Below are 21,814 nucleotides of genomic sequence, written 5' to 3' on the forward strand. Positions count from 1 at the left end.
GTCTCTGGAAAAGTCCGGCCGAGATTGGAGTTTCGGCAAGGCTTCCTATATAAGCATGCAGTGATTCCCGACTGGATTGTGACCTGATTTGACCGACCAGAAGACACCGCGCGGGCCGGACGGCGGCCCCACCGGCATCGAGCCGATTTCGATCATCGAGGAGATGCAGCGCTCCTATCTCGATTACGCCATGAGCGTGATCGTCAGCCGCGCGCTTCCCGACGTGCGCGATGGCCTGAAGCCCGTGCATCGCCGCATCCTCTATGCCTCGCATGAGAGCGGCTACCACTGGAACCGCAAATATGTGAAGTCGGCCCGCCCGGTCGCCGACGTGATGGGTAAATACCATCCGCATGGCGACGCCTCGATCTATGATGCGTTGGTACGCATGGCGCAGGACTGGTCGCTGCGCGTGCCGCTGATCGACGGTCAAGGCAATTTCGGTTCGATCGACGGCGATCCGCCGGCGGCGATGCGCTATACCGAGTCCAGGCTCACCAAGGTCGCGCATGAGCTCCTGGAGGACATCGACAAGGAAACCGTCGATTTCCAGGACACTTACGATGCGTCCGGCAGCGAGCCCAAGGTGTTGCCGGCCCGTTTCCCGAACCTTCTGGTCAACGGCTCCGGCGGCATTGCCGTCGGTATGGCCACCAACATCCCGCCGCACAATCTCACCGAGGTCTGCAACGGCGCCATCGCCCTGATCGACAATCCGGCGATCGACCTGACGGCGTTGATGGAGATCGTGCCCGGTCCGGATTTCCCGACCGGCGGCATCGTGCTCGGCCGTTCCGGCATCTACAACGCCTATTCGACGGGCCGCGGCTCGATCGTCATGCGTGGCCGCGTCGAGATCGAGCAGCGCGGCAATGACCGTGAATCCATCATCGTCACCGAGATTCCCTATCAGGTGAACAAGGCCTCGATGATCGAGAAGATGGCCGAACTGGTGCGCGACAAGCGCATCGAGGGTATCTCCGACATCCGCGACGAGAGCGACCGCCAGGGCTACCGTGTCGTCGTCGAACTGAAGCGCGACGCCGTGGCCGACGTTGTCCTCAACCAGCTCTATCGCTTCACGCCGCTGCAGACGTCGTTCGGCGCCAATATGGTGGCGCTCAACGGCGGCAAGCCGGAAGTGCTGACGCTGATCGACATGCTGAAGGCCTTTGTCAGCTTCCGCGAGGAAGTCGTCAGCCGTCGCACGAAGTACCTGCTGCGCAAGGCGCGCGAGCGGGCGCATGTGTTGGTCGGTCTGGCGATTGCCGTCGCCAATATCGACGAGGTGATCAAGCTCATCCGCACCGCGCCCGATCCGCAGACGGCGCGCGAGCAGTTGATGGAGCGGCGCTGGCCCTCGCACGACGTCGCGCCGCTGATCAAGCTGATCGACGATCCGCGCCATCGCATCAACGAGGACGGCACCTACAATCTCTCCGAGGAACAGGCGCGCGCCATCCTCGAACTGCGCCTGCAGCGCCTGACCGCGCTGGGTCGCGACGAGATCGCCGACGAGTTGAACCAGATCGGCGCCGAGATCGTTGATTTCCTTGACATTTTGTCGTCGCGTGCTCGTATCCAGCAAATCGTCAAGGACGAGCTGGTCGCTGTCCGCGACGAGTTCGGCACGCCGCGCCGCACCGAGCTCTCCGACGGCGGCTCGGATATGGAAGACGAGGATCTGATCCAGCGCGAGGACATGGTCGTTACCGTCAGCCATTCCGGCTACATCAAGCGCGTGCCGCTCTCGCTCTACCGGGCGCAGCGCCGCGGCGGCAAGGGCCGCTCCGGCATGTCGACCAAGGAAGAGGATTTCGTCACCCGGCTGTTCGTCGCCAACACGCATACGCCGGTGCTGTTCTTCTCCTCGCGCGGCATCGTCTATAAGGAGAAGGTCTGGCGGCTGCCGATCGGCAACCCGCAATCGCGTGGCAAGGCGCTGATCAACATGCTGCCGCTGGAGCAGGGCGAGCGCATCACCACGATCATGCCGCTGCCGGAGGACGAGACCAGCTGGGGCGAGCTCGACGTGATGTTCGCCACCACGCGCGGCACCGTGCGCCGCAACAAGCTCAGCGACTTCGTCCAGGTCAATCGCAACGGCAAGATCGCCATGAAGCTGGAGGAAGAGGGCGATGAGATTCTCGGCGTCGAGACCTGCACCGACAATGACGATGTGCTTCTGACGGCGAATTCCGGCCAGTGCATCCGCTTCCCGGTCTCCGATGTTCGTGTCTTCCAGAGCCGCAATTCGGTCGGCGTTCGCGGCATAACCATGGCCGAGACCGACCGCATCATCTCGATGTCGGTGATCGAGAATGTGGATGCGTCACCCGCCGAGCGGGCCGCCTATCTCAAGCGCGCCGCGGCCGAGCGTCGGCTGGCAGTCGGCGCTGCCGGCGAGGAAGAAGAAATCGCGCTGACCAATGAGGAAATCGGCGAGGAGGCCGAGCTCTCCGAGGAGCGCTACGAATTCCTCAAGGCGCATGAAAAGCTCGTGCTGACGGTGACCGAATATGGCTACGGCAAGCGGTCGTCGTCCTACGATTTCCGCCTGACGGGCCGCGGCGGCAAGGGCATCCGCGCCACCGATGTGTCGAAGGTAGCTGAGATCGGCCGGCTGGTCGCGACCTTCCCGGTCGGCAATGACGATCAGATCATGCTGGTTTCGGACGGCGGCACGGTCATCCGCGTGCCGGTCAACGGCATACGCTTCGCCAGCCGCGCCACCAAGGGCGTGACGATCTTCAATACGGCCGAAGGCGAGAAGGTTGTGTCGGTGGAGCGGATTTCGGAGCCGCAGTCGGACGAAGAGGCCGAGGACGTAGCCTCGGGCGAAAGCGGCGCGGACGATACGGGCGAAAGCGAATAGGTTCGTCCAGGTTTCACCGGCCCCTTTGGGCCGGTTCGGTCATGGCGGGGATCAGTGGCGACGGTAAACGTTGCGATGGGCGAAACCATCGAGCCGCTTGGTATTGACCTTGACGCGCACCCGCCCTGCTTCCTGGTGCAACCCGAATGCAGTCGCGATCAGCATCACGATGGTCATTGCAGTGGCAAGCATGTAGATCAGCATTTGCGTGTTCTCCTGCACCTTACAACGATAAGATGGGAATTTGGTTTCATCCCTTGAAGCGGCAACCTAGTGAACGCTGCGTGAAACGTTCGTGATCGTCGCATTCATCTGTCGTTCATCGGGCGAAAAGGTTCACGCACGCCTCGTCAATCGGATTTGCCTTTGTTTGAGAGGCTCGCTAGAAGCCTGCCATGACCGAACGCACCGCCCTTTACGCTGGCTCCTTCGACCCGCTGACCAATGGCCATCTCGACGTGCTCAAGGCGTCGCTGGCGGTGGCGGATACCGTCTATGCGGCGATCGGCATTCATCCTGGCAAGAAGCCGTTGTTTTCCTTCGAGGAACGCGTGAAGCTGATCGAGGCCGCGACCAAGGCCGAATTCGGCCGCGACAGCGACCGCATCAAGGTCGTGTCCTTCGACGGGCTGGTCATCGACGCATCCCGCAAGCATGGCGCCTCGATCATGATCCGGGGGCTGCGCGACGGCACCGACCTCGATTACGAAATGCAGATGGCCGGCATGAACGAGACGATGGCGCCGGAACTGCAGACGGTTTTTCTGCCCGCCAGCCCGTCGGTGCGCACCATTACCGCCACACTTGTGCGCCAGATTGCGTCGATGGGCGGCGACATCCGCCCATTCGTGCCAGCGGCCGTTGCCGGCGCGCTCACCGCCAAGTTCACCAAATAGGCTTTCCCGGAGATTCCTATGCAGCTGAAGAAGCTCGCTTCGTTCCTTGTCGTGCTTGCCGGCCTTTTCGCGGCATCCATTTTTTCGGCATCCGGCCCGGCCGTCGCTGCCGACAAGGAAAACACCATGATCATCACGCTCAAGGATGGCGACGTGACGATTGCGCTGCGTCCCGATCTGGCGCCGAAGCATGTCGCGCAGATCAAGAAGCTGGTGCGCGACGGCGCTTATGACAATGTCGCCTTCCACCGCGTCATCGACGGGTTCATGGCGCAGACCGGCGACGTCAAGTTCGGCAACATGAAGAAGGGGTTCAACCCCGAAGCCGTCGGCACCGGCGGCTCCGATCTTCCCGACCTGCCGGCCGAGTTCTCGCAGAGCGAGCAGTTCACGCGCGGCGTTCTCGGCATGGCCCGTTCGCAGGACCCGAATTCGGCGAACTCGCAATTCTTCATCATGTTCGCGCCGGCGCCGAACCTCGACGGCCAGTACACCATCGTCGGCAAGGTCGTCGGCGGCATGGACCTCGTCGACAAGATCAAGAAGGGCGACGAGGCCGACAACGGCACGGTCACCGACCCCGACCGCATGATCAAGGTTCGCATCGCCGCCGACAGCAAATAACTCCCTCAATTTTCAAAGGATTTTCTGACATGGCTGAGATCAAGGATCGCGAGAACGCGCTCATCATGGAAACGACCAAGGGACAGGTCGTCATCGAGATGTACCCTGAATTGGCGCCCGGCCACGTCGCGCGCATCAAGGAGCTGGCGCGTGAAGGCGCCTATGACGGCGTGGTGTTCCACCGCGTCATCGACGGCTTCATGGCGCAGACCGGCGACGTCAAGTTCGGCAATTCAAGCAAGTCCACCTATGCGCCGTCGCGCGCGGGTATGGGCGGCTCCGACAAGCCGGACCTGAAGGCCGAGTTCTCCAACGCCAATCACGGCCGCGGTGCCTGCTCGATGGCCAGGGCCCAGAACCCGAATTCGGCGAATTCGCAGTTCTTCATCTGCTTCGACGATGCCGCTTTCCTCAACCGCCAGTATACGGTGTGGGGCCAGGTCATCGAAGGCATGGAGAATGTCGACAAGATCAAGCGCGGCGAGCCGGTGCAGGATCCCGATAAGATCGTCTCGCTGAAAGTCGCGGCGGACGTCAAGTAAAGGCGGAACGATGATGGGCGCTGTCTGGTCCCTGCTCGGCATCCTGTCCGGCGCCTTCATTGCCATCCAGGCACCGATCAATTCGCAATTGGCACGCGGCCTCGGCCTTCCGGTCGCGGCGGCGGCATTCTCCTTCCTGTCGGGCGCTATCGTTCTCGGCATTATCGCCTTCGCGGTGGTGAGGCTGCAGGGCATATCGCTCGACTGGAAGGCGCCGGCACCCTGGCTGTTCATCGCCGGCGGTATGCTCGGCGGCTTCTATGTCACGCTCTCCACCATTCTCACGCCGCGCATCGGCGCGGCGGCGCTGATGGCCTTCCTGGTCGCCGGCCAGCTGCTTGCCGGCATGCTGATCGACCGCGCCGGTTTCCTTGGCGTGGCGGTGCGCGAAATCTCGCTTGGCCGCGTCGCCGGCGCCGTGCTCTTGCTTGCCGGGGCGCTGCTCATCCGGCTCTACTGATGCGCGTCGACCTGTTCGACTTCGACCTGCCGGAAGAGCGCATCGCGCTTCGCCCGGCCGAGCCGCGCGACAGCGCCAGGCTTCTGGTCGTCAAATCCGGTGAACCGCTGCAGGACCGCATCGTCAGCGAATTGCCGTCGCTGCTTCGCGAAGGCGACGTGCTGGTGTTCAACGACACAAAGGTTATCCCGGCGCAATTGAAGGGCGTGCGCAAGCGCGGCGAGGCGGTGGCGCAGGTCGAGGCGACTCTGCATATGCGCGTGGCGCCGGACCGCTGGCAGGCCTTCATGCGGCCGGGCAAGCGCATCGCCGCCGGCGACCGCATCCATTTTGGCCATGACGGCAATTCCTGCTTTCTCGGCCAGCTCGACGCCACGGTGATCGAGAAGGGCGAGGCGGGCGAGGCGCTGCTCGGCTTCGACCTCTCCGGGCCGTTCCTCGACGAGGCGCTGCACGCCGTCGGCCATATTCCGCTGCCGCCCTATATCGCCTCGAAGCGCGACGACGACGAGCGCGACCGCGCCGACTACCAGACCATCTATGCCAGGGAAGAGGGCGCGGTCGCTGCCCCCACCGCCGGCCTGCATTTCACGCCGGAGCTGTTTGCCGCGCTCGACGCCAGGGGTGTCGATCGCCGCTTCGTCACGCTGCATGTCGGCGCCGGCACCTTCCTGCCGGTGAAAGCGGAGGACACGGCCGATCACAAGATGCATGCCGAGACTGGCTCGGTAAGCGCGGAGACGGCGGCGGCGCTCAACGCGGCCAAGGCACGGGGAAGGCGGATCGTCTGCGTCGGCACGACATCGCTGCGGCTTTTGGAAAGTGCCGCGCGCGACGACGGCGGGATCGAGCCCTGGTCCGGACCGACCGACATCTTCATCACGCCCGGCTACCGCTTCCGGACGGCCGACATGCTGATGACCAATTTCCATCTGCCGCGCACGACGCTGTTCATGCTGGTCTCGGCCTTCAGCGGGCTGGAGACGATGCGCTCGGCCTATGCGCATGCCATCGAGAGCCGCTACAGGTTCTATTCCTATGGCGACGCAAGCCTGCTTTACCGGGCGGAGACGAGCGATGGACGATGATCTCGACAGCATGGACCGCGATATGCTGACCGCGGAGGTGAAGAAGCTGCGCGCCGGTATCCGCGCGCATCGCGACACGACCGGGCATGATCTCTGCTGGCATCACCCCGACCTCTGGGACCTTTTGCCGGAAAAGACCGAGCCGTCGATCGCCGTGCCGCCATGGCCGAAATTCATGCGCGGCTGCATCCGCTACCGGCAGTCGCTCGACGAGCAGGCGCCGGGTGCTCCGGTGCACGACAAGGAATTCAATGGCTGAGACTTTTTCCTTCGAGGTGCTTGCGACCGATGGCAAGGCGCGGCGCGGCCTTGTCTCGATGCCGCGCGGCGAGATCCGCACGCCGGCCTTCATGCCGGTCGGCACCGGCGGCACCGTCAAGGCCATGTATATGGACCAGGTGCGTGGCGTCGGCGCCGACATCATCCTCGGCAACACCTATCATTTGATGCTGCGGCCCGGCGCCGAGCGCGTGGCCCGGCTCGGCGGCCTGCACGAGTTCGCCCGCTGGCCTTATCCGATCCTGACCGACAGCGGCGGCTTCCAGGTGATGTCGCTGTCGAAGCTGAGGAAGCTGACCGAACAGGGCGTCACCTTCCGCTCGCATATCGACGGCGCGCCTTACGAGATGTCGCCGGAGCGGTCGATCGAGATCCAGGGGCTGCTCGATTCCGACATCCAGATGCAGCTCGACGAATGCACAGCGCTTCCCGCCAAGCCCAAGGAGATCGAGCGCGCCATGGAATTGTCGCTGCGCTGGGCCGAGCGCTGCAAGGCGGCCTTCGGCGACCAGCCGGGCAAGGCGATGTTCGGCATCGTCCAGGGCGGCGACAGCGCGGCCTTGCGCGTGTGCTCCGCTCAGGCGCTGAAGGCGATGGACTTGAAAGGCTATGCCGTCGGCGGGCTGGCGGTCGGCGAGCCGCAGCCGGTGATGCTGGAGATGCTCGACATCACCTGCCCGGAGCTGCCGGCCGACAAGCCGCGCTACCTGATGGGCGTCGGCACGCCTGACGATATCCTGAAATCGGTGGCGCGCGGCATCGACATGTTTGACTGCGTGATGCCGACGCGTGCCGGCCGCCATGGCCTTGCCTATACGCGCCGCGGCAAGGTCAATCTCAGGAACGCCCGCCATGCCGACGATCCGCGGCCGCTCGACGAGGAAAGCGATTGCCCGGCCGCGCGCGATTATTCGCGCGCCTACCTGCATCACCTCGTACGCTCGCAGGAGGCGCTCGGCGCCATGCTGCTGACCTGGAACAACCTGTCCTATTATCAGAGGCTGATGCAGGACATCCGCGCGGCCGTCGAGGCGCAGGCTTTTGACGCGCGCGCCGCCGAGATCACCGAAGGCTGGGCGCGGGGCGATATCCCGGCCCTTTGATTGGAGCAATTCCAGGAAAAGTGTGAGCGGTTGGGCTCGGCGACTTCGCCGTAGCCTTTCGTCCGGAGTTGCGTCGAACAAAAGAGATAGGGCGTTTCGCTGTTTCTATGAAACGGTGAAACACCCCAGTGAACCCTCGGAGAACCTTTCATAAATCAGATGAGGAGTAAGTATCCCTTGCCATATCGAGGCAAAGGGCGGCACGGCTTTGGTGAAAATAGACGCGTCGACTGCTGACGATCATGTAGCAGGCGCTAATGTCGACCGGCCAGGATCGGCGGCGATCCGGCCATGGAGCTACAGTCTATTACTCGTAATTTCAGCGGTCGTTCTTGCCGGCTTGACCTTGCGTCTGCTCGGCGCGCGCGGGGACCTCTGGCACGACGAGATCTGGAGCATCGTGCTGTTGAAGCCCCTGACGTCGGTCGACCAGATATTCTGGCGCATAAACCACGACAACAATCACTTCCTGAATTCGATATATCAGTATGTCGTCGGCCCCGATGCCGCGCCGCTCGTCCAGCGCGGCCTGTCGATAACGCTTGGTGCGTGCACCGTCGTTGCGGCCGCGGCGATATCGCGCGGACGCTGGGCCATGGTTGCGTCGGCGCTGCTGTTTGCCGTGAGCTACCCGATGGTCCACTACGGCTCGGAGGCGCGCGGCTATGCCGGCCTGGTGCTGTTCACACTCGTTTCCGTGGCTCTTCTGGAGCGCTGGTTCGACAAGCAGGGGCCGTACAGCATCGCTCTTGCCGTCGCCATTCTGCTTGGCTTCCTTTCCCATCTGACGATGATCGAAGCGGTAGCGGTGCTCGCGGTCTGGACAATGTGGCTAAGCTGGCGACGCAGCCGCAGCCTGATTGCCGTCAACAGGGAAGTTATCCAGGCCTTCCTGCCTGCTTTCCTAGCCGTGCTTCCGCTCGCCGCGGCAATCCTCGTGGGCGCGCGATTGTTCAGCTTCAACGTCGGCGGGTATTCGTCCTTCTCGCTTGAGAAGTTCGCCGCCGGCTATGGCGGAATGATCCGCTATCTTTTCGGTCTGCCGGACTGGATCGGCGACTGGACATGCGTCGCGATCGTTTGCGCCCTGGTTTTGGCATATGCAGGCGTCTCGCGCGATCGCCGGGCCAGTCTCTATGTTGTCGGCGTCGTCGGGCTGCCTGCCTTGATGGCGGCCGCGCATCTGCCGAATCTCGAATTCCCGCGCTATTTCATCGTCAGCGGAGCCTTGTTGCTGCTTTGGGCTGGAGAGATGATCGGACGCGGCTTCGACGCCGGCGGTGTGAGAAGGCTTTGCGCCGCCGGGGTGCTCATGCTTGTGGCCGGCGGCAACGTGGCGTTGCTGGCTCGTTTCTATGAGCAAGGGCGCGGTTCCTATTCCAGCATAGTGGACGAGATGACAAGGAGCGGCGCCGCCACATATGCCACCAACGCCGATTTCCGCACCGGCATGGTTGTCGATTATTTCGCGGCGCGCATGGGCCGCCAGGCCTCGCTCGTCACCCAGGACAAGATTTGCGCCGGGCGCGCCGACTGGCTCGTTCTCGAAGGTGATCCCCAAAAACTGCCGGAGCGCGTGGGCTTCGATTGCGCGCTTGCCTACGAACGAGCCGGAGCCTCGACCTACTGGGGTCTCTCCGGTTTGGGCTGGACACTCTATAGCCGTCGGGATTGAGCGGTCACGCCGGGCGGTCTCAGGTGCTGACCGAAGTCGAAGCGCGCAGGCTGCAGCCGGTGATCTTGAAACTGCCGTCCGCCTGCTGCTGCAGCGTATAGACCGCCTCATAGTCCTTGCCGTCGGGCCCGACGATCAGCACCTGCTGGACGATCGAACCGGGCCCGGTCTCTTCGACCTTGCCGAAGGAATAGGATTGGGGCTTGCGCACCGGCGCGTAGCCATTGGTCACCATGTTCATGAAGGTGTCGACGGTCGGAAAGATCTGCTTCACGTTCGGCGCGGCGAAGCTGTAGGCGGTGGCGCCGTCATTGGCGATGAAGGCTTTCAGTTGGCTGTCGATGACCGTCTGCGCGGCCTTGATCTCGGCATCGCCGGCGAAGGCAAGCGAAGCTATCAACATCGGAACAAGAGCTAGTGCGAACAATGCGCGGCGCATGGCCTGCCTCCCGGAACTCGCGCTTGGCGAATGCAGTCTAACATACGCGCTTCGGCATGGCCTGGTTTCACCGAGCTGCGAAGATTCCGCCATTTCGGCGTCGGGAGGCGGGATCAGCTACTCTTTGAGGTGCGCGGTGCGTGAAGCTTGAAAGCCGGGCGGCAGTCTGCCACAAGGGCCGCTTAATCTTGAAGCAGGCTGGCAGGACCGGGCAATGAAGGCATTTTTCGTGCAGATCAAGTGCGACCTGGGCAAGTCCTATGAGGTCGCCAGCGCGCTCGCCGATGCCGAGATCGCCTCCGAGATATACTCGACCGCCGGCAATTACGACCTGCTCGCCAAATTCTATATCGACGACGAGGAAGACGTCGGCCACTTCGTCAACGAGCGGGTGCAGATTCTGCCTGGAATCAAGGACACCTTCACGATCGTGACCTTCCGGGCGTTCTGACGGACCTGGCGATGCCCCGCCGGGAAGCAGCAGCTGACCCGGCCTTGCCGTTGGTGCCTTAAATTTAGGCAATTCGCATAGACCGGCCATCATCGGCTCTTAAATCATCGATTGCGCTTGATTTTCTCCGGCGAGGCCAGTGAAATGGTCGCAGAGGGGAGTACGCGATTGGCAGCTTTCGACGAAATGCTTCCGGAAGTTTCCGGATTGAGAAGACCTTATGAGGCTTACGATCGCTGGCTGAAGGAGCAGGACCCGGCCAGGCTTACCCAGAAAATGCAGGACGCCGAGCGCGTCTTTCGCAAGACCGGCATCACCTTCGCCGTCTATGGCGAGCAGGAAGCTTCCGAGCGGCTGATCCCTTTCGACATCGTCCCGCGCATCCTCTCCGGCCAGGAATGGCGCCGGCTGACGCAAGGCATCGAGCAGCGCGTGCAGGCGCTGAACGCCTTTCTCGACGATATCTACCACCGCCAGGAGATCCTGCGCGCCGGGCGCGTGCCGAGGGAGCTCGTCGCGAAGAACGAGGCCTTCCTGCCCGAGATGATCGGGGTCAGGCCTCCGGCCGGCGTCTACACCCATATCATCGGCGTCGATATCGTCCGCATCTCGGAGAACGAGTTCTACGTGCTGGAGGACAATGCCCGCACGCCGTCCGGCGTCTCCTACATGCTGGAGAACCGCGAGACGATGATGCAGCTCTTTCCGGAGCTGTTCCAGAAGATCAAGGTGCGGCCGGTCGAGAACTATCCGCAACTCCTGCGCCAATCGCTCGCCGCGGTGCGGCCGCAAAGCGCCAAAGGCGCACCGACCATCGCCGTGCTGACGCCGGGTTCCTACAACTCGGCCTATTTCGAGCACGCCTTCCTCGCCGACCAGATGGGCGTGCAGCTCGTCGAGGGGCAGGATCTGCGCGTCGTCGACGGCCATGTCGCGATGCGCACCACCGAAGGCTACAAGCAGATCGACGTGCTCTACCGGCGCGTCGACGACAACTTCCTCGATCCGCTGACCTTCCGGCCGGACTCCGCGCTCGGCGTGCCGGGCATCATGGATGTCTACCGCGCCGGCAACATCACCATCGCCAATGCGCCCGGCACCGGCATCGCCGACGACAAGGCGATCTATTCCTACATGCCGGAGATCGTCGAGTTCTACACCGGGCGCAAGGCGATCCTCGGCAACATCCCGACCTGGCGCTGCTCGGAGCCGGACAGCCTGAAATACGTGCTGGAACACATCAGCGAGCTGGTGATCAAGGAAGTGCACGGCTCAGGCGGCTACGGCATGCTGGTCGGCCCGGCGGCGACCAAGAAGGAATGCCAGGAGTTCGCCAAGAAGCTGCAGGCAAAACCCTCGAACTACATCGCCCAGCCGACACTGGCGCTGTCGACCTGCCCGATCCTGACCGAAAAGGGCCTGTCGCCACGCCATGTCGATCTTCGGCCTTACGTGCTGGTCTCCGATCGCATCCAGATCGTGCCGGGCGGCTTGACGCGTGTCGCCCTGAAGGAAGGCTCGCTGGTTGTGAACTCATCACAAGGTGGCGGGACGAAGGACACGTGGGTGTTGGATGATTGAACAGCGAATAGCGAGTAGTGAGTAGGCAGTAGGCAGTAGGCAGTAGGCAGTAGTGGAAGGATAGGGGACAGGGAAATGCCATATTCCATTGAGGTTCAAATGTTTACTACTCCCTACTGCCTATTCCCTACTCACTAGCCCGAAGGGCGTTCCCATGCTTCTCGGCCGCACCGCCAACGGTCTCTACTGGATGAACCGCTATATCGAGCGGGCCGAAAACATGGCGCGCTTGGTCGACGCCGGCCTGCGCATGGCGCTGACGCGCACGCAGAGCGCTTCTGAGGAATGGAATTCGGTGCTGCTCAGCGCCGGCTCGGACATCGCCTTCAGCCAGAAGTACCAGGATTATACCGCCGCCAACGTCTCCGACTTCCTGCTGCGCGACACCTCGAACCCGTCGAGCACGATGTCGTCGATCGAGACGGCGCGCAACAATGCCCGCATGGTGCGCACGGCGCTGACGCGCGAGACCTGGGAAAGCATCAACGAAGCCTGGATGTCGCTGAAGCGCATGCTGGCGAGGCCGATCGACGAGCGCGACCTGCCGACCGTGCTCGATGCCATCAAGCGCGAGACGGCACTGATCCGCGGTTCGTTCTACGGTACGATGCTGCGCAACGAGATCTTCGATTTCTCGCAGTTGGGCACCTATGTCGAGCGCGCCGACAACACGGCGCGCATCCTCGACGTGAAATATTATGTGCTGTTGCCTTCGCTCTCCTGGGTCGGCTCGACGCTGGACAACTACCAGTGGGAGTCGATCCTGCGCTCGGTGTCGGCGCACCGCTCCTATCGCTGGGTTTATGAGGCCGACTACAAGCCGACCAACATCGCCGACTATCTGATCCTCAATGTGCGCATGCCGCGCTCGTTGACCTTCTGCTATCGCTTCCTCGGCGAGCATCTGAAATTCCTCGCCGACGATTACGGCGAGCGTCATGCCTGCCATGCCACGGCCGAGAAGATCCAGACGCTGCTCAAGAGAGGATCGATCAAGGACATATTCGATCACGGCCTGCATGAATTCCTGGCCGAGTTCATTCGCGACAACACCAGGCTGGGCGACGAGATCGCCCAGGATTACCGGTTCAATTGAGCACAGCCGAGGGCGAGCGCTATGCGGCTCAAGATCACCCACCGCACCGAGTACCACTACGATCAGCCGGTGCAGTATCTGCTGCAGCGGCTGCGCCTGCTGCCGTTGAGCGGGCGTACGCAGACCGTCGGCTCCTGGGCGATCAAGGTTGAAGGGGCTCGCGAGGAGGTGCGCTTCACCGACCATTTCGGTAACGACACGCGGCTGGTGAGCGCCGAGAGCGGCCAGAACGCGATCACCGTCGAGGCCGCCGGTGACGTGACCACGCATGATACGGCGGGCATAACGGGTCCGCATCAGGGCTTTGCGCCGCTTTGGCTGTTCGGACAGCAGACGCAGCTCACCACAGCCGGCGAGGGCATACGCGAATTGGCCGGCGCGGTCGGGCAGGGCACCGAAATCGAGCGACTGCACCGGTTGATGGGCGCCATCGGCGAACGCGTCGTCTACAGGCCGGGCACGACCAGCGTCGTGACGCCGGCGGAAGAAGCCCTGGCGTTGAAGACCGGCGTCTGCCAGGACCACAGCCACATCTTCATCGCCGCGGCCGGCGTGCTTGGCTTTCCCGCCCGCTACATCAGCGGCTATCTGATGATGGATGCGGCCGTCGAGCAGGCCGCGAGCCATGCCTGGGCCGAGGCCTATGTCGTGGGGCTCGGCTGGGTTGCCTTCGACCCGGCGAACGGCATCTCTCCCGACGAACGCTATGTGCGGGTGGCGACGGGGCGCGACTATCGCGACGCCTCGCCCGTGTCGGGGATACTGCTGGGGCAGTCGCAGGAGAAGCTTGCCGTCACCGTCACGGTGGAGCAGTAATCTTCGCAAGATTCTCTGCCGGAAGAGCGACCATGACCTATTGCGTCGGCCTCAAGATCGATCGCGGGCTCGTGTTCATGTCGGACACGCGCACCAATGCGGGTATGGATTCGATCTCGACCTTCAAGAAGATGCATGTGTGGGAACAGCCCGGCGAGCGCGTCATCGTGCTGATGTCGGCGGGCAACCTTGCCACGACGCAGGCCGTCGTCAGCCTGCTCGACGAGCGCAACAAGGCGGTCGGCGACCGCCACGAGAAGCTGCTCGAGACCCCGTCTATGTACCAGACGGTGCGGCTGGTCGGCGAAACGGTCAAGGAAGTGATCGCGCATGCGTCGCCCGACGGCGAGAAGGCGGATTCCTATTTCAATGCTTCCTTCATCCTCGGCGGCCAGATCAAGGGCAGCCCGCCCAGGCTGTTCATGATCTATCCGGAAGGCAATTTCATCGAGTCGACCGACGACACGCCATTCTTTCAGATCGGCGAGACGAAATACGGCAAGCCGATCATCATTCGCGCCTATGACCGGGCCATGAGCCTGGCCGAGACGGTGAAGCTGCTGCTGGTGTCCTTCGACTCGACGCTGAAATCCAACCTTTCAGTCGGGCTGCCGCTTGATCTTCTGTTCATGGAACAGGATGCGTTCAAGGTGGGGCTGAGCCGGCGGATCGGCCAGGACGATCCCTATTACCGCACCATTTCGGACGGCTGGTCCAAGGCGCTGAAATTGGCCTTTTCAAACCTGCCGGATTTTCCGGGGTAAGCTTTCGGTTCTCACCGTTGCTTCACTATATTTAACATGTTAATTAAAAGCCAAGGGCGGTTCGACCGGCCGGTATCTTTGACGGCTGCTGGGAGGAAACTATGGACAATGAGGAATTCCGCGACTGGTCAAGGCGGGCGGCCGATTGGGGCGCCGATTACCGCGCCGGCCTGCGTGACCGCCCGGTGCGGCCAGCGATCGCGCCCGGCGAGATTTTCAGGAGCATCGAAGCCTCGCCACCCGAAATGCCCGAGCCGATGGAGAAGATCTTCGCCGATTTCGAAGAAAAGATCGTGCCGGGCATGACGCATTGGCAGCATCCGCGATTCTTCGCCTATTTCCCGGCCAATGCGGCGCCGGTGTCGGTCGTGGCGGAATATCTGGTCTCGGCGATGGCCGCGCAGTGCATGCTGTGGCAAACCTCGCCGGCGGCGACCGAGCTCGAGATGCGCATCGTCGACTGGATGCGCCAGGCGCTCGGCCTGCCCGAAGGCTTTTCCGGCGTCATCCAGGATTCGGCCTCGTCGGCGACGCTTGCGGCGGTGCTGACCATGCGCGAGCGCGCGCTCGACTGGCAGGGCAACAGACAAGGCCTCGCCGGGCAGGGCAAGTTGCGCGTCTATTCCTCCGACCAGGTCCATACCTCGATCGATCGCGCCATCTGGGTCTCCGGCATCGGCGAGGAAAACCTCGTCCGCATCCCGGTCAGCGGACGTTTTCGCGCCATGGATACGGCCGCGCTGGAGGCGGCGATCATTGCCGATCGCAAGGCCGGCCTGTTGCCCGCGGGCATCATCGCCTGCGTCGGCGGTACCAGCACCGGCGGCACAGACGACATCGCGGCGGTGGCGGAGGTCGCGAAGCGGCACGGGCTTTACCTGCATGTCGATGCAGCCTGGGCCGGGTCGGCGATGATCTGCCCGGAATACCGGCATTTCTGGACAGGCGTCGAGGGCGCCGATTCCATCGTCTTCAATCCCCACAAATGGCTGGGTGCGCAGTTCGACTGCTCGATCCAGTTCGTGCGCCAGCCCGAAGACCTGGTGCGCACGCTGGCGATCAAGCCGGACTATCTGAAGACCCGCGGTCATGACGGCATCATCAACTATTCGGAATGGTCGGTGCCGCTCGGGCGCCGCTTCCGTGCGCTCAAACTCTGGTTCCTGCTTCGCGCCCATGGCCTCGAAGGCTTGCGCAACATGATCCGCAACCATGTCGCCTGGAGCGAAGGGCTTGCCGCGCGGCTGGCCCGGGAAGCGGATTTCGAGCTCAGCAGCGAGCCGATGCTGTCGCTCTTCTCGTTCCGGCATCGCGCGGCACCAGGCATCGATCCTGACGAGCACAATCTGCATCTGGTCGACGCCATCAATGCCGATGGCCGCATCTATCTCACGCAGACGAGGGTCGACGGGCGCGTGGCGATACGCTTTCAGGCGGGACAGTTCGAGTCGACGCCAGCGGATGTCGACGCAGCGTTCGACGTCATAACCGAGATCGCCCGGCGCCCGTCCTGAGGCGGCGGACGTGTTCCGAACTGGTTTGCCTTTTGCAATCAGGTGATTTTCGTTAGCCGGCTTATACCTTTTCTTCGCTTTCGTTTTCCGATATAGACGGAAAAAAACGAAAATGGAGGACCAGCAATGTTTCTTTCGCCACGCCATGCCGAGATCATCCAGATGGCGAAAGACCATGGCCGGGTGCTGGTCGACGACCTGGCGACGCATTTCAATGTGACGCCGCAGACCATCCGCAAGGACCTCAACGATCTGTGCGATCAGCGACTGCTGACCCGCATCCATGGCGGCGCCTTGTTTCCGTCCGGCATCGAGAACATGGAGTACGAGGCGCGCCGCAAGATCGCCGCCGACGAGAAGGAAGCGATCGGCAGCGCTGCGGCGCGTCTGATCCCGGACAATGCCTCGCTGTTCATCAATATCGGCACCACCACCGAGGCAGTCAGCAAGGCGCTGCTCGACCATAACGGGCTTATGGTCATTACCAATAACATCAATGTCGCCAATAGGATGCGTATCTATCCTACCATCGAGGTGGTGATCGCCGGCGGCGTGGTGCGCGGTTCCGACGGCGGCATTGTCGGCGAAGCGGCCGTGGATTTCATCCGTCAGTTCAAGGTCGATTACGCCGTCATCGGCGCCTCGGCGATCGACCATGACGGGGCGCTGCTCGACTTCGATTTCCGCGAGGTGAAAGTCGCGCAGGCCATCATCGCGAATGCCCGCCACGTCATCCTGGTCTCCGACCAGACCAAGTTCGAGCGCACGGCGCCGGTTCGTATCGGCCATCTCTCGCAGGTGAATACCTTCATCACCGATCGTTGCGAGATCCCGTCGATCCGCCGGATTTGCGAGGAAACCGAGGTCCGGCTCATCGAGACGGCGCTCGAATAGGCGCGTACCACTGCTGGCTCACACAGCCGTGATATTTCGTTTGACATTCGGTTTGAGTTCGAAATAATTCCGTCACGGTTTCGTAAAACACAAAAATGGTGCAATGCGAAATCGTTGGAGGACTCCTTGGACGCAATTCCGATCCATGACATTTTCGTCATCGGCGGCGGCATCAATGGCTGCGGCATAGCCCGCGACGCTGTCGGTCGCGGATTTTCGGTCTATCTCGCCGAGATGAACGATCTGGCGAGCGGGACCTCGTCAGGCTCGACCAAGCTCATCCATGGCGGCCTTCGCTATCTCGAATTCTACGAGTTCCGGCTGGTGCGCGAAGCGCTGATGGAGCGCGAGGTTCTGTGGAAGAACGCGCCCCACATCATCTGGCCGATGCGCTTCGTGCTGCCTTACGCCAAGGGCCTCAGGCCCGCCTGGCTGATCCGGCTCGGGCTGTTCCTCTACGATCATATCGGCGGGCGCAAGCTCCTGCCGGCGACGAAGACGCTGGACATGGCCAGCGATCCGGCAGGCAAGCCGCTCAAGCCATTGTTTCGCAAGGCTTTCGAATATTCGGATGGTTGGGTCAATGACGCGCGCCTGGTGGCGCTGAACGCCCGCGACGCCGCCGACCGGGGCGCCATTATCCGCACCCGCACCAAGGTCGTCAGCGCGCGGCGCGACGGTTCGACCTGGACCATCAAGACGCAGAACCTGCTTACGGGTGAAAACGAAGAGGTTCGCGCGCGGCTTCTCGTCAACGCCGCCGGCCCCTGGGTCGATCACGTGCTCTCGACCGCCGTCGGCCAGAACGAAGTCCACAATGTCCGCCTCGTGCAGGGCAGCCACATCGTCATCGCCAAGAAGTTCGACGATCCGCGGGCCTATTTCTTCCAGAACAAGGATGGCCGCATCATCTTCGCCATTCCTTACGAGGAAGAATTCACGCTGATCGGCACCACCGACCGCGATTATCCCGGCGATCCGCATGAGGTGAAGATCTCCGATACGGAGATCGACTATCTGTGCGCCGCGGCGAGCGAATATTTCGCGCAACCGGTAAAACGCGCCGACATCGTCTGGACCTATTCGGCGGTGCGCCCGCTCTATGACGACGGCGCCTCGAAGGCGCAGGAGGCGACGCGCGACTATGTGTTGAAGGCCGATGGCGGGGAGGGCGTCGCCCCGCTGGTCAATGCCTTTGGCGGCAAGATCACGACCTTCCGCCGGCTAGCGGAATCGATGCTGGAGAAGATCGAAGGTTTTCTCGGCAAGCGCGGCAAGCCTTGGACGCATGACGCGCCGCTGCCGGGTGGCGATTTCCCCGCGACCGGTTTCGATGCCCAGGTTGCCCGGCTGAAGACCACCTATCCGTTCCTGGACCAGCGGCTGGCGCGTCGCTTTACCCGGCTCTACGGCACGCGCGCGGAAAAGCTGCTCGGCCTCGCCAAGTCGAATGCGGATCTCGGCCGCAATTTCGGCGCCGACCTTTACGAGGCCGAGGTGCGCTATCTGGTCGAAAACGAATGGGCGGTCGCCGCCGAGGACGTGCTGTGGCGGCGCACCAAGCGCGGCTTGCATTTCAGCCGCGAGCAGACGGCGGCGCTGGAAGAATTCATGCGCGGACTGAGCAACCGTCATGTCGCGGCGGCGGAATGAGGATCGACCGCTGATGCGCAAGGCCTGGGAGGAGGCGTGATGCTGGAACTGAGGAACGTGACGAAGACGGTCGGCGCGCAGGAGCATATCCGCGACGTGTCGCTGACGCTTCAGCACGGCTCGCTGAATGTCCTGCTTGGGCCGACGCTTTCCGGCAAGACCAGCCTGATGCGGCTGATGGCGGGCCTCGACGCGCCGACTTCCGGCTCGGTCTGGTTCGACGGCAAGGACGTCACCGGGCAGAAGGTGCAGAAGCGCAACGTCGCCATGGTCTACCAGCAGTTCATCAACTATCCGGCGATGACGGTCTACGAGAACATCGCCTCGCCGCTCAGGGTGGCCGGCGTCGAGCAGGCGAAGATCGACAAGGAGGTGCGCAACGCGGCCGCGCTCCTGAAGCTCACGCCCTTTCTCGACCGCACGCCGCTCAACCTGTCCGGAGGCCAGCAGCAGCGCACCGCGCTTGCCCGCGCCATCGTCAAGAATGCCAGCCTGGTGCTGCTCGATGAGCCCTTGGCCAATCTCGACTACAAGCTGCGCGAGGAATTGCGCGCCGAATTGCCGAAGATCTTCGCCGCCGCCGGCACGATCTTTGTCTATGCCACGACCGAGCCGCACGAGGCGCTTTTGCTCGGCGGCAACACGGCCACGCTTTCGGAAGGGCGCGTCACGCAATTCGGCCCGACGGTCGAGGTGTTCCGCAAGCCTGTCGACCTGGTGACGGCACGGACCTTCGCCGACCCGCCGCTCAACACCATCGTGCTCTCCAAGAAGGGGACGAACTTCCTGCTCGAAGGCGGTGTCAAGCTGCCGGTGCCGCCGGAACTCAACGGCATTCCCGATGCCAGCTACACGATCGGCTTCCAGCCGCATCACCTGTCGCTGGAGCGGCCGAACGCTTCAGCCGTGCCGGTGCGGGCGAAGGTCACCATCACGGAGATCACCGGCTCGGAAAGCTTCGTTCATATGGATTTCGCCGATGCGCGCTGGGTCATGCTTGCGCATGGCATTCTCGATTTCGAGACCGATGACGAGGTCGAGGTGTTCATCGACCCGCGCCACATCATGGTGTTCGACCAGAACGGCCGCGCCGTGACGGCGTCGAAACTGGCGGCCTGAGGAGCAAACGATGGCGCGTATTGATGTCAACCACATCCGCCACTCCTACCTGCCCAACCCGCAGAAGGATTCAGATTTCGCGTTGAAAGAGGTGCACCACATCTTCGAGGATGGCGGCGCCTATGCGCTGCTCGGGCCGTCGGGCTGCGGCAAGACCACCTTGCTCAACATCATTTCGGGACTTCTGCACCCCTCGCACGGCCAGCTTTTGTTCAACGGCCGGGACGTGACCAAACTGTCGACGCAGGAGCGCAACATCGCGCAGGTGTTCCAGTTCCCGGTCATCTACGACACCATGACCGTCTACGACAATCTGGCCTTCCCGCTGCGCAACCGCCGCGTGCCGGAAGCCGATGTCGACCGCAAGGTGCGCGAGACGCTCGACATGATCGATCTCGCTTCGCTGGCCAAGAAGAAGGCGCGCGGGCTCACCGCCGACCAGAAGCAGAAGATCTCGCTTGGCCGCGGCCTGGTGCGCTCGGACGTCAACGCCATCCTGTTCGACGAGCCGCTGACGGTGATCGACCCGCATATGAAGTGGGTGCTGCGCTCGCAGTTGAAGCAGCTGCACCGCCGCTTCGGCTACACCATGGTCTATGTCACGCATGACCAGACCGAGGCGCTGACCTTCGCCGACCAGGTCGTCGTCATGTATGACGGCGGCATCGTCCAGATCGGCACGCCGGCCGAATTGTTCGAGCGTCCGCGCCACACCTTTGTCGGTTATTTCATCGGATCGCCGGGCATGAATGTGCTGCCGGTTGCGCTGGAAGGCAGGACGGCGAAGCTCGGGGCGCAGCGCCTCGAATTGCCGGGCGTGCCGAAGGCCGAAGCCGGCGCCGTCGAGCTCGGTATCCGCCCCGAATATGTGCGGCTCGGCCGTGAGGGCATGGCGGTGAAGGTTAGTAAGGTCGAGGATGTCGGCCGCCACAAGGTCGTTCGGGCCAACCTCGAGGGCAAGGAGATCGCGGCCGTCATCGGCGAGGACGACGAGGTGCCTGCCGAGCCGAAAGTCCGCTTCGATCCGGCCGGCATCAACATCTACGCCGATTCCTGGCGCGTCGAGATGGGGGCATAGATGGACAAGACCTGGAACAACAAGGCCTGGTTCCTCGTGCTGCCGGTGTTGGTGCTGGTGGCGTTCTCGGCCGTCATCCCGCTGATGACCGTCGTCAACTATTCGGTTCAGGACACGTTCGGCAACAACGTCTTCTTCTGGGCAGGCACAGAGTGGTTCGAGGAATTGCTGCATTCGTCCCGCTTCTGGGAAGCGATGGTGCGCAACCTGATCTTCTCCTTCATCATCCTGGCGATCGAGGTGCCGCTCGGCATCTTCGTCGCGCTCAACATGCCGAAGAAGGGCTGGGGCGTGCCGGTCTGCCTGGTGCTGATGGCGCTGCCGCTGCTGATCCCGTGGAATGTCGTCGGCACCATCTGGCAGGTGTTCGGCCGCAACGACATCGGCCTGCTCGGTTACTATGTCAAGGCGCTCGGCATCGACTACAACTACGTGCAGGATCCGATCGACGCCTGGGTCACAGTCATCATCATGGATGTCTGGCACTGGACGAGCCTGGTCGTGCTGCTTTGCTATGCCGGCCTGGTCTCCATTCCCGATGCCTTCTACCAGGCGGCCAAGATCGACGGCGCCTCGCGCTGGGCGGTGTTCCGCTACATCCAGCTGCCTAAGATGCAGCGCGTGCTTCTGATCGCCGTGCTTTTGCGCTTCATGGATAGTTTCATGATCTACACCGAACCCTTCGTCGTCACCGGCGGCGGTCCCGGAAACTCGACAACGTTCCTTTCGATCGATCTCGTCAAGACCGCGCTCGGCCAGTTCGATCTCGGTCCGGCGGCGGCGATGTCGCTGGTCTACTTTCTGATCGTCCTTTTGCTGTCATGGGTCTTCTACACCGTGATGACCAACTACGACGCGGAGCGCTGA

Annotated in this window: 23 protein-coding genes; 20 read left to right on the forward strand and 3 right to left on the reverse strand. The window is 62.7% G+C overall.

All coding sequences use genetic code 11. The annotated features are described in order from the left end of the window. The first annotated feature begins 88 nt into the window (after positions 1–88). Positions 89–2,875, forward strand: a complete 2,787-nt coding sequence (gyrA, locus tag RFM52_RS14035; protein WP_320295762.1) for a DNA gyrase subunit A — start codon at positions 89–91, stop codon at positions 2,873–2,875. A gap of 51 nt (positions 2,876–2,926) precedes the next feature. On the opposite strand, the gene RFM52_RS14040 is transcribed toward gyrA, so the two are convergent. Beyond that, positions 2,927–3,079, reverse strand: coding sequence for a hypothetical protein (locus RFM52_RS14040; protein WP_320295761.1), 153 nt, complete (start codon positions 3,077–3,079; stop codon positions 2,927–2,929). A 191-nt stretch (positions 3,080–3,270) separates the two neighbouring features. On the opposite strand from RFM52_RS14040, the gene coaD reads away from it, so the two are divergent. The 7 genes from coaD to tgt are packed head-to-tail and all read left to right on the forward strand — an operon-like array spanning position 3,271 to position 7,867. Next, positions 3,271–3,771: a pantetheine-phosphate adenylyltransferase gene (coaD, locus tag RFM52_RS14045; RefSeq protein WP_320295760.1), complete on the forward strand. Its 501-nt coding sequence runs from the start codon at positions 3,271–3,273 to the stop codon at positions 3,769–3,771. 18 nt (positions 3,772–3,789) lie between these two features. After that, positions 3,790–4,395: a peptidylprolyl isomerase gene (locus tag RFM52_RS14050; protein WP_430699249.1), complete on the forward strand. Its 606-nt coding sequence runs from the start codon at positions 3,790–3,792 to the stop codon at positions 4,393–4,395. Between the two features lie 29 nt (positions 4,396–4,424). Then, positions 4,425–4,937 carry a peptidylprolyl isomerase gene (locus RFM52_RS14055; RefSeq protein WP_320295759.1) on the forward strand — a complete coding sequence of 171 codons (513 nt, stop codon included), beginning with the start codon at positions 4,425–4,427 and terminating at the stop codon, positions 4,935–4,937. A 10-nt stretch (positions 4,938–4,947) separates the two neighbouring features. Beyond that, positions 4,948–5,397, forward strand: coding sequence for a DMT family transporter (locus RFM52_RS14060; protein WP_320295758.1), 450 nt, complete (start codon positions 4,948–4,950; stop codon positions 5,395–5,397). Next, positions 5,397–6,485: a tRNA preQ1(34) S-adenosylmethionine ribosyltransferase-isomerase QueA gene (gene queA, locus RFM52_RS14065; RefSeq protein WP_320295757.1), complete on the forward strand. Its 1,089-nt coding sequence runs from the start codon at positions 5,397–5,399 to the stop codon at positions 6,483–6,485. Before RFM52_RS14060 ends, queA begins: the two co-directional genes overlap by 1 nt. Beyond that, on the forward strand, positions 6,475–6,744 hold the full coding sequence (locus tag RFM52_RS14070) for a hypothetical protein (protein WP_320295756.1): 270 nt from the start codon (positions 6,475–6,477) through the stop codon (positions 6,742–6,744). The genes queA and RFM52_RS14070 overlap by 11 nt, the downstream gene beginning before the upstream one ends. Further along, complete coding sequence (tgt, locus tag RFM52_RS14075; protein ID WP_320295755.1) at positions 6,737–7,867, forward strand: tRNA guanosine(34) transglycosylase Tgt; 1,131 nt, start codon at positions 6,737–6,739, stop codon at positions 7,865–7,867. Before RFM52_RS14070 ends, tgt begins: the two co-directional genes overlap by 8 nt. A gap of 319 nt (positions 7,868–8,186) precedes the next feature. Here the strand turns inward: tgt and RFM52_RS14080 are convergent, their stop codons facing one another. Further along, a complete protein-coding gene (locus RFM52_RS14080) occupies positions 8,187–8,510 on the reverse strand; it encodes a hypothetical protein (protein ID WP_320327851.1) in 324 nt (107 codons plus the stop codon). A 54-nt stretch (positions 8,511–8,564) separates the two neighbouring features. On the opposite strand from RFM52_RS14080, the gene RFM52_RS14085 reads away from it, so the two are divergent. Then, entirely contained in the window at positions 8,565–9,542 is a 978-nt protein-coding gene (locus RFM52_RS14085; RefSeq protein WP_320327852.1) for a hypothetical protein, read from the forward strand. Positions 9,543–9,561: 19 nt separating this feature from the next. On the opposite strand, the gene RFM52_RS14090 is transcribed toward RFM52_RS14085, so the two are convergent. Then, positions 9,562–9,981 carry a DUF4864 domain-containing protein gene (locus tag RFM52_RS14090; protein ID WP_320295753.1) on the reverse strand — a complete coding sequence of 140 codons (420 nt, stop codon included), beginning with the start codon at positions 9,979–9,981 and terminating at the stop codon, positions 9,562–9,564. Positions 9,982–10,195: 214 nt separating this feature from the next. Between RFM52_RS14090 and RFM52_RS14095 the strand changes: the two genes are divergently transcribed. The 11 genes from RFM52_RS14095 (at position 10,196) to RFM52_RS14145 (ending at position 21,814) form a co-directional block, all read left to right on the forward strand. Beyond that, the gene (locus RFM52_RS14095; RefSeq protein ID WP_040995065.1) at positions 10,196–10,432 is read left to right on the forward strand and encodes an Lrp/AsnC ligand binding domain-containing protein; all 237 of its coding nucleotides are present in this window, start codon (positions 10,196–10,198) and stop codon (positions 10,430–10,432) included. A gap of 168 nt (positions 10,433–10,600) precedes the next feature. Beyond that, positions 10,601–12,013, forward strand: coding sequence for a circularly permuted type 2 ATP-grasp protein (locus RFM52_RS14100; RefSeq protein WP_320295752.1), 1,413 nt, complete (start codon positions 10,601–10,603; stop codon positions 12,011–12,013). Positions 12,014–12,167: 154 nt separating this feature from the next. Then, complete coding sequence (locus tag RFM52_RS14105; RefSeq protein ID WP_320295751.1) at positions 12,168–13,109, forward strand: alpha-E domain-containing protein; 942 nt, start codon at positions 12,168–12,170, stop codon at positions 13,107–13,109. A 21-nt stretch (positions 13,110–13,130) separates the two neighbouring features. Further along, positions 13,131–13,925, forward strand: a complete 795-nt coding sequence (locus RFM52_RS14110) for a transglutaminase family protein (RefSeq protein ID WP_320295750.1) — start codon at positions 13,131–13,133, stop codon at positions 13,923–13,925. A gap of 32 nt (positions 13,926–13,957) precedes the next feature. Further along, a complete protein-coding gene (locus RFM52_RS14115) occupies positions 13,958–14,689 on the forward strand; it encodes a proteasome-type protease (protein WP_320295749.1) in 732 nt (243 codons plus the stop codon). A 101-nt stretch (positions 14,690–14,790) separates the two neighbouring features. Then, entirely contained in the window at positions 14,791–16,203 is a 1,413-nt protein-coding gene (locus tag RFM52_RS14120; RefSeq protein ID WP_320295748.1) for a pyridoxal phosphate-dependent decarboxylase family protein, read from the forward strand. Between the two features lie 126 nt (positions 16,204–16,329). Continuing rightward, positions 16,330–17,097: a DeoR/GlpR family DNA-binding transcription regulator gene (locus RFM52_RS14125; protein WP_320295747.1), complete on the forward strand. Its 768-nt coding sequence runs from the start codon at positions 16,330–16,332 to the stop codon at positions 17,095–17,097. A 126-nt stretch (positions 17,098–17,223) separates the two neighbouring features. Continuing rightward, the gene (gene glpD / locus RFM52_RS14130) at positions 17,224–18,750 is read left to right on the forward strand and encodes a glycerol-3-phosphate dehydrogenase (RefSeq protein ID WP_320295746.1); all 1,527 of its coding nucleotides are present in this window, start codon (positions 17,224–17,226) and stop codon (positions 18,748–18,750) included. 39 nt (positions 18,751–18,789) lie between these two features. Beyond that, positions 18,790–19,869, forward strand: a complete 1,080-nt coding sequence (locus RFM52_RS14135; RefSeq protein WP_320295745.1) for an ABC transporter ATP-binding protein — start codon at positions 18,790–18,792, stop codon at positions 19,867–19,869. A 10-nt stretch (positions 19,870–19,879) separates the two neighbouring features. After that, the gene (locus RFM52_RS14140; RefSeq protein ID WP_320295744.1) at positions 19,880–20,947 is read left to right on the forward strand and encodes an ABC transporter ATP-binding protein; all 1,068 of its coding nucleotides are present in this window, start codon (positions 19,880–19,882) and stop codon (positions 20,945–20,947) included. Next, the gene (locus tag RFM52_RS14145) at positions 20,948–21,814 is read left to right on the forward strand and encodes a carbohydrate ABC transporter permease (RefSeq protein ID WP_320295743.1); all 867 of its coding nucleotides are present in this window, start codon (positions 20,948–20,950) and stop codon (positions 21,812–21,814) included.

Origin of the sequence: Mesorhizobium humile (genome assembly GCF_033977215.1) — a bacterium.
Taxonomy (GTDB): Bacteria; Pseudomonadota; Alphaproteobacteria; order Rhizobiales; family Rhizobiaceae; genus Mesorhizobium; species Mesorhizobium humile.